General features: G+C 41.4%; 15 protein-coding genes. 3 read left to right on the forward strand and 12 right to left on the reverse strand.

What is annotated here, in order from left to right:
• Positions 1 to 53: 53 nt before the first annotated feature.
• Positions 54 to 851 carry a hypothetical protein gene (locus KDU71_RS00800; protein WP_212187988.1) on the reverse strand — a complete coding sequence of 266 codons (798 nt, stop codon included), beginning with the start codon at positions 849 to 851 and terminating at the stop codon, positions 54 to 56.
• Between the two features lie 783 nt (positions 852 to 1,634).
• On the opposite strand from KDU71_RS00800, the gene KDU71_RS00805 reads away from it, so the two are divergent.
• Positions 1,635 to 2,348, forward strand: a complete 714-nt coding sequence (locus KDU71_RS00805; protein WP_212187989.1) for a DUF6261 family protein — start codon at positions 1,635 to 1,637, stop codon at positions 2,346 to 2,348.
• Positions 2,349 to 2,560: 212 nt separating this feature from the next.
• Here the strand turns inward: KDU71_RS00805 and KDU71_RS00810 are convergent, their stop codons facing one another.
• From KDU71_RS00810 to KDU71_RS00845, 8 genes are all read right to left on the reverse strand, one after another.
• A complete protein-coding gene (locus KDU71_RS00810) occupies positions 2,561 to 3,457 on the reverse strand; it encodes an MORN repeat-containing protein (RefSeq protein WP_212187990.1) in 897 nt (298 codons plus the stop codon).
• A 52-nt stretch (positions 3,458 to 3,509) separates the two neighbouring features.
• Positions 3,510 to 4,322: a DUF2490 domain-containing protein gene (locus tag KDU71_RS00815; protein WP_212187991.1), complete on the reverse strand. Its 813-nt coding sequence runs from the start codon at positions 4,320 to 4,322 to the stop codon at positions 3,510 to 3,512.
• Positions 4,323 to 4,526: 204 nt separating this feature from the next.
• Positions 4,527 to 4,982, reverse strand: a complete 456-nt coding sequence (locus KDU71_RS00820; protein ID WP_212187992.1) for a nuclear transport factor 2 family protein — start codon at positions 4,980 to 4,982, stop codon at positions 4,527 to 4,529.
• Positions 4,983 to 5,252: 270 nt separating this feature from the next.
• Complete coding sequence (locus KDU71_RS00825) at positions 5,253 to 5,708, reverse strand: nuclear transport factor 2 family protein (protein WP_212187993.1); 456 nt, start codon at positions 5,706 to 5,708, stop codon at positions 5,253 to 5,255.
• Positions 5,709 to 5,920: 212 nt separating this feature from the next.
• Entirely contained in the window at positions 5,921 to 6,928 is a 1,008-nt protein-coding gene (locus tag KDU71_RS00830) for an alpha/beta hydrolase (protein ID WP_212187994.1), read from the reverse strand.
• 224 nt (positions 6,929 to 7,152) lie between these two features.
• Positions 7,153 to 7,542: an endonuclease domain-containing protein gene (locus KDU71_RS00835; protein WP_212187995.1), complete on the reverse strand. Its 390-nt coding sequence runs from the start codon at positions 7,540 to 7,542 to the stop codon at positions 7,153 to 7,155.
• A 451-nt stretch (positions 7,543 to 7,993) separates the two neighbouring features.
• On the reverse strand, positions 7,994 to 9,277 hold the full coding sequence (locus tag KDU71_RS00840; protein ID WP_212187996.1) for a BamA/TamA family outer membrane protein: 1,284 nt from the start codon (positions 9,275 to 9,277) through the stop codon (positions 7,994 to 7,996).
• A gap of 175 nt (positions 9,278 to 9,452) precedes the next feature.
• Complete coding sequence (locus tag KDU71_RS00845) at positions 9,453 to 10,235, reverse strand: hypothetical protein (RefSeq protein ID WP_212187997.1); 783 nt, start codon at positions 10,233 to 10,235, stop codon at positions 9,453 to 9,455.
• A 185-nt stretch (positions 10,236 to 10,420) separates the two neighbouring features.
• Between KDU71_RS00845 and KDU71_RS00850 the strand changes: the two genes are divergently transcribed.
• Positions 10,421 to 10,831 (forward strand): helix-turn-helix domain-containing protein, encoded by a 411-nt coding sequence (locus KDU71_RS00850; protein ID WP_212187998.1) that lies wholly within the window; start codon positions 10,421 to 10,423, stop codon positions 10,829 to 10,831.
• Between the two features lie 124 nt (positions 10,832 to 10,955).
• Positions 10,956 to 11,783 carry a nitroreductase family protein gene (locus KDU71_RS00855; protein ID WP_212187999.1) on the forward strand — a complete coding sequence of 276 codons (828 nt, stop codon included), beginning with the start codon at positions 10,956 to 10,958 and terminating at the stop codon, positions 11,781 to 11,783.
• Positions 11,784 to 11,787: 4 nt separating this feature from the next.
• On the opposite strand, the gene KDU71_RS00860 is transcribed toward KDU71_RS00855, so the two are convergent.
• The 3 genes from KDU71_RS00860 to KDU71_RS00870 form a co-directional block, all read right to left on the reverse strand.
• Positions 11,788 to 12,129 (reverse strand): DUF2023 family protein, encoded by a 342-nt coding sequence (locus tag KDU71_RS00860; protein WP_212188000.1) that lies wholly within the window; start codon positions 12,127 to 12,129, stop codon positions 11,788 to 11,790.
• Positions 12,130 to 12,326: 197 nt separating this feature from the next.
• Entirely contained in the window at positions 12,327 to 12,830 is a 504-nt protein-coding gene (locus KDU71_RS00865; RefSeq protein ID WP_212188001.1) for a flavodoxin, read from the reverse strand.
• Positions 12,831 to 13,019: 189 nt separating this feature from the next.
• Entirely contained in the window at positions 13,020 to 13,370 is a 351-nt protein-coding gene (locus KDU71_RS00870; RefSeq protein ID WP_212188002.1) for a DUF6686 family protein, read from the reverse strand.
• Positions 13,371 to 13,459: the final 89 nt, after the last annotated feature.

A 13,459-nucleotide genomic window follows, 5' to 3' on the forward strand; every position in this document is an offset into this window, starting at 1 on the left:
TATAAAACTACTAAAATAATAAGCTATCGCATCATCACTGATTTATTGCCGCTTTATTTAGCAAACACAAAGGTTGTTACAAACCTTAGCTCACTCTTACCAGCATAGTCGGGACGAATCACATTGTTGTAATACTGCACGCCAAGTGATACAGGTATCTTACCCATAAACACCAGTTTGCTAACTCCACCACCTACAGGTACGGTCCATTTCTGTCCCTTTTCAGCATTCCAGTTGGCCGTAATGGTTGGGAAGGTATTAACGACCCATCCTTTGCCCAGTCCGTAGGCTACTAACGTTTGCCCCACAAAACGATTCACATCGGCCCGATCCTTATCACCGGCAAACGAATGCGTTTGACGCAAGACCATATCAAAGGTCCAGTTTTTGTTTTGATACACCATTACAATTCCGGCTCCGGCGCTCCATTTTCCACTACCTAACAGGGGATCGGTAGCAGTTGGCAGATCAATGGATGGCCCTACCCCCCAGTTTAATTTTCCCTTGGTTTTGGGAGCCATAAAGAACGAGTAGTTTAAATCGGTAAAACCAGTAGTACTTACCGACTCCCCAACAGCTGCCGGCACATACGAGGTACCAAATACCCCGCGGTGAACGATACTGAATTTGTTAAAATCGGTAGCTACAATGGGCTGAAACGAGGCAGTAAAGGTATTACCATCGAGCCCCGGTGTGCCTGTACCAATATTATACTGAACCGGCAGAGCAATAATGCTGGCCAGCGGATTTTGTAACTTCTGGGCAATCTCATCCTGCTCCGATTGGGCATATAGTTGGCCGGCACTAAGCATGGCCAGTGCTACTAATACGTAATTTCTAATTGTTTTCATGACTATATATTTAAATGAATAATTCTGAAGCACATGGGCTTTTGCAAGCCTGAAACTCTCATTATACTTTAGTCACAAAAATGGTGAGTTACTGAGCCTTAAACTTTCCCATACAGGGCATTCATTATCCCGATTAGGTCATCCACTTGTATAATGCCAGTTATCGTCATCTTATGTGTTTTATCCTGAAATCCCCCCTCCCTGCGGGTGTCTCCCCGAGTGGAGAATCTTCCCCGGTGGGGAAGGCGTGCCAGCTCCAGCATGAGCTGCCAAAGCAGTTGGGGAAGGCTTACAAGCTCCAGTAAGAGCTGCCGAAGCATTTAGGGAAGGCGTACAAGCTCTAGTACGAGTTGCCGAAGCACTTGGGGAAGGCTTACTAACGCTAGTACGAGCTGCCGAAACACTTGGGGAAGGCATGCAAGCTCTAGTACGAGATGCCGAAGTAGTTGGGGAAGGCTTACAAGCTCTAGCACGACCCGCCCAACAAAAAAGGTGACGTGCCCATTCTGGCACGTGTACTTCGATTATACCTTGGAGTTTTGTTCAGTAGTAATCATATGCATTCAATTAATTCTATTCATCAATTATTTTGTATGGTAAAATTTACAATCTGATTACTGGCAAATCAACAAATAGCACTATATACAGCATATCAAGCATATAATATTAATGAATAATATCATTGTATAATTTTATTGAGCCATTATGATGATAAATATATTATACTTATATTCAATCTACATTTCAATAAACAGCACCAAACATTAACTTAAAATTATTCTAATGAAAAAGATTTCACCATCTACGCGCGTCACAGAAACTGACTCATTGGCGCGTAATATCCTTGATGTTTACACAAAGGATAGCAACCTGGCTACCATGCCCTATTTAAGTAAAATAATGGCCAACCTGCAACCGGTTTCGCAGCAGCTGACTGAGGCGATAAAGCGCCTAAAGACCAAATCAATACTTGAAGACAAAGATGCTGCCCGCGACCAGGCCTTTCGCAGCTTCTACTACCTGGTACTGGGGGCTACGCATCATCCTGACGCAGCCATCAGACAAGCAGCCAAAAGCATCATGACTGTACTTGAGAACTACGGCCTGGAAATGACGCATGATAACTACGCCACACAGTCGTCCAAAACAACATCGCTGACTGAAGACCTGAAAGATGCAGCCTTACAGGCAGCCATACAGCAACTATCAGGAGCCGAAGCCAGTTATTTGGCGCTTGAGCAGGCACAGACCAACTTTAGTGAATCATTTATCAACTACCAGGAGGACAAGGCCGATGAGAAAAACTACGCCAATGCCACCTTGCTGAAGAAGGAAGTCATTAAAATCATCAACGGCCAGCTAACAGAACACCTTGAACTGCTGGGTAAAATTGATGAAACAGCCATCAGCAGCTTCGCACAAACAGTAGAGCAGCTAATTGCCACCAACAACGAACAGGTAGGCAAGCGCACTGATAAAGTGGAAGAAATGGCTTAAAAAAACAATCCCTGTTTATTGAAAGCAACAAAAGGAACCTCCATCATCGGAAGTTCCTTTTTTTATGGCATCTTTTGCAGGGCTGAGCCGGACAAACTCAACACCATAAACACAGCAGATTACAATACTAAAACTTTTGAAATGCGTTTATCTTCTCCTGTTAGGTGGATCTATTCAGCCAGAGCGGAAAGGCCGGGATGAGCTTTTAACTGCTACTCAAGCAGACTGATGTTTAATAAATGGTTAGGCGTTTTTTTGACTGGCTCATTATCCTTCCACTTACCTCTAAACAACACCTTGCCGTCTTTACTTAGTAAAATACCATGGCCATGCCTTAGGTCATTTTTCCAATGCCCTTTGTATAGTTCACCACTGCTGAAGTGGTAGATACCATAGCCATTTCTTAAGTCGCTGGCGTACTCCCCCTCATAGAAATCGCCATTGGGCCAGTGGTATTTACCAGTGCCCCACCTTTGGTTGCTATGCCAATAGCCCTCATAAAAACTTTTACTGTCGAATATGGCATAGCCAAAGCCCTCGGCCTGCCCATCGTTAGTACCGCCTATATAGCGTATGGTCACTCCATCGGCATTTTGCAGTACCAGGGCATCCATGGGGGTAATGGCCCCTATACTATCACTCAGCTCATTCACTTTCTGGCTGATATATTGATTGGACATCCGCATAGAATCGTTCTCATGCTGCAGGGTACCCAGACTTGATTTAACGCTCTCCAGGCTATCGTTCAGCTCATGTTTATTGGCCAGCAGTTGCCTGATAGCATTGCTTCTTCTGCGCAACTTATCAGCGAGCTTTGTGTAACTGGTATTATTCATCTTTCGCTCCTCAATTATCTCACGCGCTCTGGTTGAATAATGGTTACTACTGCCCATACTGTCAATAACGGCGAACAACTCCAGCGCCCTTGCATCCTCTTTACTGTTCAGTAAGGAATCGGCCAGCGATTTCAATTGATAAAATGCCAGTTCATCCCGGTACTGCGACATGGTGGTGTTTAGTCCGTTTATCTGCATATGACTTTTCAGCCAAAGAGCCATAAACACTAATAATACAAAGCCAGCAATAATATTTTTAAGGGATTGTTTCATGCTTTTAGTTTTATCATTTTGATAGTTTGGTAATGCCTTCGTATTGACTGGTTTAATAGCCCAGGTTAGGGCGTGGTAATTTCTTCTCCAGCTTTCTCAGATCAAAGCCCAGCTGAATATTGAAGCGCAGGATATGCGATGATCGATAAGAGGCTCCGTCACTTTTTTGTCCGAGCGTCCACATGTGCCCCACAAAAAAGGTGACGTTATTATTAAGTACATAGCCAAAGCCATTGTAGGTTCTGAAATCCTCCAGCGGATTATACACAATGGAACTACCGGTATGCATAAATATTTCGGCACTGGGCGAAAAATACAAGGTCTTTTCGGTAATAGTTGGTTTGTTTAAGGGGATATAGGCAAAAAACTTATAGCGATAGCGGTTGGTATAATCGTGCACATCGCCCACATTATTATTACGTTTCCAGCGGTGTTCAAACCGGAACTGATGATACAGGTTAAACCGGCCCATATCGGGTGTTTTAAACAGCCACTGGTGCCATATACGTGGCTCATAGGTAATTTTTTCATACTGGTCATTACCTGGTTCGGGGGTGTAGTTGAGCACCAGAGTTGGACCAATCACTGCCTCAAAGTTCTTATTGAAAAAGATGTTGATACCCGCCCGGTTATAAACCTGTCTGGTACGTCCGTAAAACGAAGTCACATTATCGAGGGAGTTGCGCACCCGGTAGTGGTGTTCGCCATAGTAGCCTATCTTATCACTCAGGCGCACTTTTAAGTACAGGCCATTCCATATACCGGTTTCTTCCAATGCAGTAGTACTGGAAGATGGTGTATTAAACTGCTGTGCCTGGCTAAGGGCTACCACTAAAAGCAATGCAATTACTAGCTTTATCTTCATGAGCTGGTGGTAATGGTTAATTAGTTATGGTTACACTAAACTGTTCAACTGTTATTTAGTAAGTATATTAACTTGATTAATGAGCAAGAACTGGCAACTTATATCACCAGTTGCTCCCAATTAAATAAGGGCACCTACTGCTCCATGATTGTTAAAACTGATATTCAGCAGTGCGGTGCCCTGTTGGGAAACCAATTTTCCTATCTATCCTTCCACGGTGTGGTATATCTTATTCACAATTTTCCAACCATCGGGAAATTTATACAGCTGCATATAGTCGATATACACCGACTTTCCTTCCAGGATGTAATCCATTTTGATTGTCGCCGCATTGTTGCTGATATCAATACTCAAATAATCAACACTCACATGCTTACCTACTTTGCGGGGCAAAACGCCATCAACCATATTATTTTTAACGCGCTGCTTAAACTCGGTAAGTGACACGTTACTCAACCGGCCATTGTTATTCAGTACCTGCATGCGAAAATCGGGATGAAAGCCGGCATCTATCTTGGCCATGTCGCCAATATTCTGAACACCGTCGAGATAAGCCGATTCAATAACACGCTTAATGGCCATTTCCTCTTTGATATCTGATTGAGCAAAAGACGTAAATCCTATAAGGGCCGCAGTAAACAGTAAAATATATTTTTTCATCGGTCTAAATGTTTTATCAAAAAGCTGATGGCAATCACTTCTTAGGCCAATCCTCCTTTTGTGGTTATAATTCGGTTTAATTACTTCATACACAAAGAACCGATATATAGGTTTTAGTTTATACCCCATTTCATTCATCTGCTTACCCATTTTGGTCAAAATAGAACCTGAAGTAGTTTCATAGAGCAGAAGCTTAAATTGCATACCCAATAAACCATAAAAGCAACTCCCACTATTGAGAGCTGCTTTTAATCATTATGCTTAAATACGCTATTGGCCTACTGTATAGTAAATCTTATTTACAATCTTCCAGCCATCAGAGAATTTATACAATTGCAAATAATCGATATATATAGTTTTACCTTCCAGAATATATTCCATTTTAACACTTGCGGCATACTTCTCTATATCAATATTCAAGATATTAACACTCACCTGTTTCCCTTCGGGGCGGGGCAAAATGCCTTTCTCCAAATTATCCTTAGCCATTTGTTTCCATCCCTGTCGGTCGACATTGGATAAACTACCATCCTCTTCAAGCACCTGCATTCTAAAATCAGGATGAAAGCCGGCATCAATTTTATCCATATCGCCTATATTCTGTGTCCCATCCAGGTATGCAGTCTGAATAACTTGCTTAATTGCTTTTACCTCTTCTTTATCTGACTGAGCAAAAGAAGTGAAAGCTAATAGGGTCGTCGCAACTAGTAAAATATACTTTTTCATGTGTTAACTGTTTTTACAAAAAGCCGATGACTTAATTATATGTAAACGGTCTTTTTGTGGTTAATCAATTGGTTGAATTACTATCGTTATTTTTATCACAAATAACCGATATATTCCCTTTAACCTTTAACCCATTTAGTTCACCTGCATATCCGTTGCGGTCAAAATATAACGGCACATTAGGCATGTATCAAAACCCTTACAATCAACTATTATTGGAGCTTTTCTTTCAAAAAACCCAGGGTTCTTTCAATTAAGGGGATTTTATCACCTGTATCTGATAAAGTAACGGCACCACCCGGATAGAAGTGACCAAATCCAGGCACCCAGTTAAAATGATATTCAACGGCATTCGCCTTAAGAATCTGAATTAGTGGTTGAGTTAAGAAAGTTACAACCGGGTAATCATTATCGCTCATAAACAACATAATTGGCGGATTACTCTCAGCGGTCGCAAGTTTATTATCAATCTTCAATCCGGCTACAAATCCTGAATTGGTAAAAACCGCAGAAACCTTTTCCTGCATACCATATGCCACATTAATAGAAGTAACAGCTCCTGCTGAAAAACCTCCCAATGCAATCTTATCAGGATTGATTTGATAAACATCACTTTCGGCCTTGATGTGGCGAATTGCTGTACGTAAGTCCTCTCCGGCAGCCAAAACAGCTGCTTTAAGAACGTCTTCAGCATTTTCGTTGGTTAAAGCTTCCAGCCCCATTTGCTGACGGATCATGTTTGTTTGGGCTACAGCTGCAGGGTTTGTGAATATGCTAACATCGATATCATCTTCTGTATATCCTGAATATTCGTCTACAATTGGATTGTCGGGAGCTACCCGATAGTTAACTGTAAATACCACAAAACCTTCAGCAGCATAACGCATGGCGTACTGGCTCATTGATGTAGTCTGTCCGCCAAAACCAGTATATGAAGAACGGGGATTACCTCGGTGAAAGCTACCTCCATAAGTCAGAATAACAGCAGGACGAGGTTCACTTGATTCACCTTTGGGATAGTAAACATCCATGGTCAGGTCTTTCATGGCAACTTTACCATTTGCATTCACTTTCCCTTCTCCATACTTAACATCGGGGGTTACTTCGTATTGAACGACATCTGGCACTTCCGGATTAAAAAAGGAGTTTTGCGCATTTATACCAACTCCAAATGTAAGGGCCCAAAACAGCCCTATAATAATCGATTTTCTTACTCTCATCATCGTATGTTTTATAAATTAATAATCTTGTGTTTACATTTCAAAAGTAAGTTGCAAGTCAGCTAAAAAAGGCTCCTATCCTATCAGTCGAGAGCCGTAAACAGTCAAAACATTGGACAAGCTAAGAATGTGTGACCATGACAGTTGCCATGACAACAAAAAAGCCTGAACAGACAATACTGAACAGGCTCTTTACGAATTGAAAACCAGATGAGGTAATACGCTTAAACTTCTATGTTGATGCGACTACAACAATCACTAATCTGACTTAAAACTGATGAAACCCGAAAAAGAACATCCTCATTTTTAAATCGGATTACCTGAATACCAAACCTCTCAAGCTCTGCAGTTCGTCCAATATCATACTGCTTCTGATAAAGATGAATTTCTCCATCAATCTCAATAACCAGTTTCTTTTCATGGCAATAAAAATCAGCGATGTAATACTCAATTGGATGCTGTCGTCGGAATTTTAATCCATCCAGTTTTTTGTTTCTTAACTCAGACCATAGTATTTTCTCTGAAGGGGTCATTCTAGTTCTAATATCTTTAGCGAATTGTCTAATAACAGAACTAGCACCATAAAACAGATTGTCAAAATTTTCTTGCGACATTATTAAATGTTTGAAGAACAAATTAGCTATTAATGACTTAATATCAAATACCCCTATGGGCAGTGTAAATCAATAATGGATAATAGCAAACTTATAAATCGTAAAAACACATCACCTCAAGAGGAAATCCGGATATTTAAAAAGATAATTGTAAACGTATAATTCGCAATAAAACACCTCACCTCAGTCCTCTCCTTCGAGGAGAGGAGGCCCTTACTTAAACATAATATTATTCTAGATTAGAGGCAGTTGCTTTTCTAAGTGATGTCACCTTCTCCTTGAGGAGAAGGCCGGGATGAGGTGGTTCAATGAAATTTTATAGGTAGCCATTAATTTAATGCTTGTATTCCAAATCCTTTTTAATGTCCGACCACAAAAAAAGCCTGAACAGACGATACTGAACAGGCTCTTTACGAATTGAAAACTTATCTAGATGAACAAATTATACTATTTAAAAGTACTCTGTTAGGTTAAGGTACAATGCTCCATTGCCATTATGATCCCACGCATAGTCAATTCCCAGATTGGTGCGTGTAGCTTTCTGGATTTGAATACGTAAACCAACACCAAATGCATGTGCCCAGTTATCAAATAGCTTTACATCTGCATCGCGTGCCGAAGCAGAGGTCGTATTGGCAAATACTACCCCTCCTAAGAAGTCGGGATTTTTAGCCAGAAGTGGTAATCGAAAGCGATATTCCAGTTCAGCGTAGAACATATCATCACCTCGCCAGCGTCCCTGCGCATAGCCACGACCTGAGCGGCCCATCTGGTCCCAGGCTGTTGCCGGCATCAGCATATATGGTAAGTTCCCATGTGTGGTTACATTGGCATAGGTCCAGAAAGCAATCACGTTACGTGGTACTTCTTTATTCACACTAAAGTAATCGCGGTATTCCATCCACAGGGTCGACGAACTCTGGTCGCTCCCTAAAAAGTCGGCATTGTATTTATACGAAATATTGGCAAAACGCCCCGTATACGGATTGGCCATATTATCACGCGTATCATATAATGCTGTTGCTGATGCACCTACCAGACTATAACCTGTTGGATCAAATCCATGCTTCATACTGTATACATAGTGATTGGTATAAACGCCGTTTTCTATATCCAACAAGTTATCGTCGATATTGGAAAAACGGTCATAATGAATTCCACCACCCAGATAGAATGAAGGCTTCACCTGTCTTAGTGCTGTTTGATGTGCCCTGTAGAAATTAAACTCCATGCCTTCTCCCTCGTATAATTCATCATCGCCAAACGGTGATACACCAGGCATGAGCGTATTACCATCTGCTCCGGTACCTAAACCAAATGTTGGCTGCGATGAATCAAAAAAACGATAGTCTCCCTGTAGTAACCAATTGTTTTGGTTGGTATATACATTACCGCGCATCACCAGCATCAGCTGATTTTTGGTGGTGTAGGTAGCCGTCATCAAGGCATTTGACATTTTAGTGGTTGTAGGATCTCCTAAAAAGATACTACCAGATGCTGCCATACCATAGACAAAACCAAATGCAGGGTTTGCTGCCAATGCTGGAATAGGTGTAAAGTACAGCTTTCCCACTTTTATATCTGGCACCTCAGCCTTAGCTTTTTCCTGCTCTGCACGCTCTTCAGCAATTTCAGGTGTTACCTCTTGCATGTCTTGTATTGGAGGCGATTGTGCGCCTGCCATAACAGCAAAGCCTAGCAATGCTGCTAAAAAAGATAAACGAATCTTCTTCATGATTATATTTTTTATAGTTTTACTTTCATTGTAAATTGTGATACAAATATCCGACTTCTTCAGGTCAGCTTTTATCCCATTCTAGTCAAGCACTTATCCAAAAAAATCAAAAAGGGAAGTCGAATAGGATAATTAGGCTCACCTTTCCTCAATAAGTCAAGTAGATAGATAATTATCAGAAGCTATAGGTAATGCCAATACCAGCATAAGTATTGAACAATTCCGTATGCCTGACACGCCTGGTGTAAAAGGCATTCACTCCCAATTGGGAGTTAAGCTTATAGCCGGCATCCAGGCGGGCAAATATGACAAAAGCATCCCTGTTGTACACCATCCGGTTATCCATTGTTACTGAGGCCGACCACCTGTTACCCTGATAGCCAAACTGCGGCTCGAAACGGATGAATATTGGGGGTTCGGGCCAGTCAGCCGTGTTGGCCAACGGAAAGTTATAGCGCCATTTGTTACTTATAAAAAAGCGTTCATCACTCAAACGCCATGAATACTGGATGGCAGGCTCCAATATCCAGTGACCAAATAAACCCGCATTTTCAGGCTTACCGGTGGGCATTACCAGCTTGGCTGAGGCAGAAAGTCCTTGCCATCCTTGATTCGTTTTGCTGGCAGGTGTAAAGTCGCGCGTATACGTCAGGTTGAAGTCACCTGGTGTCCAGATGGTCTCTCCACCTCGCTGATGATATACGCCAATGAGTTCAATATTGATAAAGTCACGCTGACTAAGATTTAATTTTGCATTAGTTACCCAGTATAAGCCATCTTCATTGGGATTAAAATTGTAGAACTCTATATTGGAATGTACACGTGAAATATATGGCCGGAATACAGTCGGCGATTCATTTACAGGCTCCTGCCCCAAAGCCTTAGTAACAGAAACAAACAGCAACCATAACACAAACAAATATCTGAAATTCAGACGGGCTCTAATCTCGTAACTCATGACTCTAACTTTAAAAATAATTCACAGCTACAAAATTGTATTGCGTATAGCTGATACTGTAACCCTATTAAGTCAACAAAATACCCAATCGGGTCAAATAAGCTTCAACTAACGGCACCAGCGTATACGAATGAAGTTGCTAACACCAAATGATTCTTCTATTTTTAAGAGCCAATTATAAAATAATGAACGAAAAGAATAAGCAACTACAACTACACATCGAAGAAGGCAGTGTTTTCAATTATATTAATGCTGTATCAGCAGCCCTGAATCATCCTTATGAAAACAACCGCTTGTTACTTATTAAAAAGGAAATAGAGACCCAGATAGAAAGTAAAATCAGCATTGAAGAGCTGGCGTCCCAGTTCGCTATTAGTGTATCCAAACTGCAGCGCGACTTTAAAACCTTGTTTAATAGCTCAGTCTATCAGTTTTTTACCCATGCCAAAATGGATGAAGCCTACCGTCGACTAAAAACCGGTCGGTACAGTGTGATGGAGGTAGGCTATGATTTGGGCTATAGTAACCTGTCCAAATTTTCCCAGATGTTTAAAAAGATTAAAGGTGTTAGTCCGAAGGATGTTATACCAGCATAATCAAATACTTGTTGGACAGTCAACACTGACACTTAGGGCATCACAATTAAACAGTCTTTAAATAAAAATATATTTTCAAGCTAAATGGATTGCTTACATTTGTCGTCCCAAAAAGTAAAGACAAATGCTAGATTTTAAAATTGACGAGGCTAAGTGCACCCAGTGCGGCCTCTGCTCGAAGGAGTGTCCTACTCTAATTATAGACGGTAAGAATGGGATACCGGCCATTAAAGAGGGTAAGGAAAAGAATTGTATCAGATGTCAGCATTGTTTGGCTATCTGCCCAACCGGAGCTCTCTCTATCTTCGGCAAAAATCCCGAAGACAGTATTCCGGTAACAAGCCAGATACCATCATCTGATGATATGGAGCGCCTGATTCTCACACGTCGTTCTGTTCGTAAATTCAAACAGGAAGAGGTTAAGACTGAAACAATCGAACAGCTGCTCAAAAGTGCATCACACGCCCCAACAGGCCATAACAAAAACCAGGTACTGCTGTCGCTCACTCACACCCGCGAGGAGATGGATAAGGTGCGCAACATTGTTTATGATGCCATCAAAAAGGCTAATGAGAAAGCACCTTTGGAAGGTTCACTGTCGATGTATGCAGCCATTCAGAAAATGTGGGAAACAAAAGGCATTGATTTGATATTCAGAGATGCCCCTCACCTGATAATAGCCACTGCACCAGAAAAGAACAGCAATGGTGTGGCCGATTGTGTTATTTCACTGAGCTACTTTGAACTATTGGCCAACACCATGGGCATTGGCACCCTTTGGAACGGTTTCCTGAAAGCTGTGATGGAACAAATTGCAACAGAACTTAAAGCAGCCTTTGGCATACCAGATGATCACCGTATTGGTTACATCATGGTGTATGGCTTGCCAGCCGTTAAGTATGCACGCTCCATCCAGTCCGATGGTTTGAATCTGAACGAGATTAAACTATAATATTTTACGAAGCCTCTTTTAATAGAGGGGCTTCTTCTTTTCTTTTCAGATAGCGCGCACATTGAATAACCTGATTGTAACCAAGCAACGTCCCCAGAATAAAATCTTCTTCGGCCGATAGTTCATTCAGGCGCTTGTGGCAAAAGCACTTGATTACCTCCACACATTCATTCGCGCCAAAAAACACATTCACCTTATTTTTAGTCACTGGCTGAACGAGGTATTGAATGTCATTGGCTTCCAACTTCTTTATAGCAAGCGACACATCGCTGCTGGCCATTGTATGCAGTATCAGGTTACGCAGGCCTTTTTTATATTCATAAATATGATGGCAAAATACTTTCATGCAATCTGATGGTTTAAAATCTAGTAAAAATGAATAAGCCAAGCCATTAATAAACTTACCCGGATACGTTTATCCGGTATTTTACAAATGAACATTGGAATCAACTGGCTTTATGGCTTATTCATTTATTTGCTCTGGTGGCAGAAGCAAAAATGGTCAAAGGTCAACTCTATAATAGACACCACCATCATTTATCTCTAATCAAGATGAGGCCGTAAATCACCTATCCAGCTCTCAACACGGCTTTGGGTCTTATCACTTTCATTATCTTCATCAATGGCCAGTCCTACCAATTGTCCTTCCAATTCGGCTGTTGAAGCATCGTAGCTGTAATCATCAACCGACACCATGCCCACCACCTCACAGCCTTTACCGGCAATGGCCTTATAGATAGTTCCCATACCATCCACAAAAGTATCAGGATAAGCATCGGCATCGCCCAAACCAAACAGGGCTATCTGTTTACCACCCAGGTCAACTCTCTGCAGCTCGGTAATAAATCCCTCCCAATCGTCCTGCAAATCGCCCAAACCCCAGGTGCTGGTCCCTAAAAACAGAAAATCATAGTTTGCCAAATCAGAAGCGGATGCTTCATCTACATTTATCAGGTCAGCCTGGTTATCTAATTGCGAATTAATCATTTCGGCTACAGCCTGCGTATTGCCGGTACTGGAGCCGTAAACTATTGCTGTTTTCTTCATTTTACTGATTGTTTTGATTGATACAAATGTATCCTGATGAAGCATGCCCATCAATCGCCATTAGTGGGGCTTTTCAACCAATAGTTTCAAGGCAACCTGCTCATAAAATCACCATAAAAATCTCTTTTTCATTAGCTTACAAACGTTTAATCCCAACAAATAGTTAACAACTGATGATGAGTAGCTCCATTAATTACTCCCCACCTCGAGACCAATTTCCTTAACCGATAAGAAAACTGAAGGCGACTTTGATGCTCCACTACCTTTGAGCAATGACTTTAATTCGTGCAACTCATAACGGTTCAACATCATTGATGCATTCTTATGACCAATGGGTACAATTATCTTGCGCGTATAAACAATATCAGAGTTAACAGCTTCGTAGTAACACCCATCCATACGGGCAAAGCAGCGTTGAAAATAACGGTACTCCTCATCATCGAAGGAAAAAAGGAAATTATGAAACTCTACATGAATTTTATTGCAATTGGGACAAATAAACACACGTCCGTTTGGCGTTTGACTGAGCACTTTATCCATATCTTTTTTCTTTCGAATATGGGATAAAGTACTTCATCAATCAATCGCCATTAATGGTGAAAATAAAATGGACTGATAGGTTTAAGCGG

The organism is Carboxylicivirga sediminis, from assembly GCF_018156225.1.
GTDB classification, from domain to species: domain Bacteria; phylum Bacteroidota; class Bacteroidia; order Bacteroidales; family Marinilabiliaceae; genus Carboxylicivirga; species Carboxylicivirga sediminis.

What these genes read in the sequence shown, in the direction of transcription:
- KDU71_RS00835 (WP_212187995.1), bottom strand. Translation starts at nt 7,542, where the DNA reads ATGTCGCAAGAAAATTTTGACAATCTGTTTTATGGTGCTAGTTCTGTT.
- KDU71_RS00800 (WP_212187988.1), bottom strand. Translation starts at nt 851, where the DNA reads ATGAAAACAATTAGAAATTACGTATTAGTAGCACTGGCCATGCTTAGT.
- KDU71_RS00870 (WP_212188002.1), bottom strand. Translation starts at nt 13,370, where the DNA reads ATGGATAAAGTGCTCAGTCAAACGCCAAACGGACGTGTGTTTATTTGT.
- KDU71_RS00820 (WP_212187992.1), bottom strand. Translation starts at nt 4,982, where the DNA reads ATGAAAAAATATATTTTACTGTTTACTGCGGCCCTTATAGGATTTACG.
- KDU71_RS00840 (WP_212187996.1), bottom strand. Translation starts at nt 9,277, where the DNA reads ATGAAGAAGATTCGTTTATCTTTTTTAGCAGCATTGCTAGGCTTTGCT.
- KDU71_RS00810 (WP_212187990.1), bottom strand. Translation starts at nt 3,457, where the DNA reads ATGAAACAATCCCTTAAAAATATTATTGCTGGCTTTGTATTATTAGTG.
- KDU71_RS00855 (WP_212187999.1), top strand. Translation starts at nt 10,956, where the DNA reads ATGCTAGATTTTAAAATTGACGAGGCTAAGTGCACCCAGTGCGGCCTC.
- KDU71_RS00805 (WP_212187989.1), top strand. Translation starts at nt 1,635, where the DNA reads ATGAAAAAGATTTCACCATCTACGCGCGTCACAGAAACTGACTCATTG.
- KDU71_RS00830 (WP_212187994.1), bottom strand. Translation starts at nt 6,928, where the DNA reads ATGAGAGTAAGAAAATCGATTATTATAGGGCTGTTTTGGGCCCTTACA.
- KDU71_RS00865 (WP_212188001.1), bottom strand. Translation starts at nt 12,830, where the DNA reads ATGAAGAAAACAGCAATAGTTTACGGCTCCAGTACCGGCAATACGCAG.
- KDU71_RS00860 (WP_212188000.1), bottom strand. Translation starts at nt 12,129, where the DNA reads ATGAAAGTATTTTGCCATCATATTTATGAATATAAAAAAGGCCTGCGT.
- KDU71_RS00845 (WP_212187997.1), bottom strand. Translation starts at nt 10,235, where the DNA reads ATGAGTTACGAGATTAGAGCCCGTCTGAATTTCAGATATTTGTTTGTG.
- KDU71_RS00850 (WP_212187998.1), top strand. Translation starts at nt 10,421, where the DNA reads ATGAACGAAAAGAATAAGCAACTACAACTACACATCGAAGAAGGCAGT.
- KDU71_RS00825 (WP_212187993.1), bottom strand. Translation starts at nt 5,708, where the DNA reads ATGAAAAAGTATATTTTACTAGTTGCGACGACCCTATTAGCTTTCACT.
- KDU71_RS00815 (WP_212187991.1), bottom strand. Translation starts at nt 4,322, where the DNA reads ATGAAGATAAAGCTAGTAATTGCATTGCTTTTAGTGGTAGCCCTTAGC.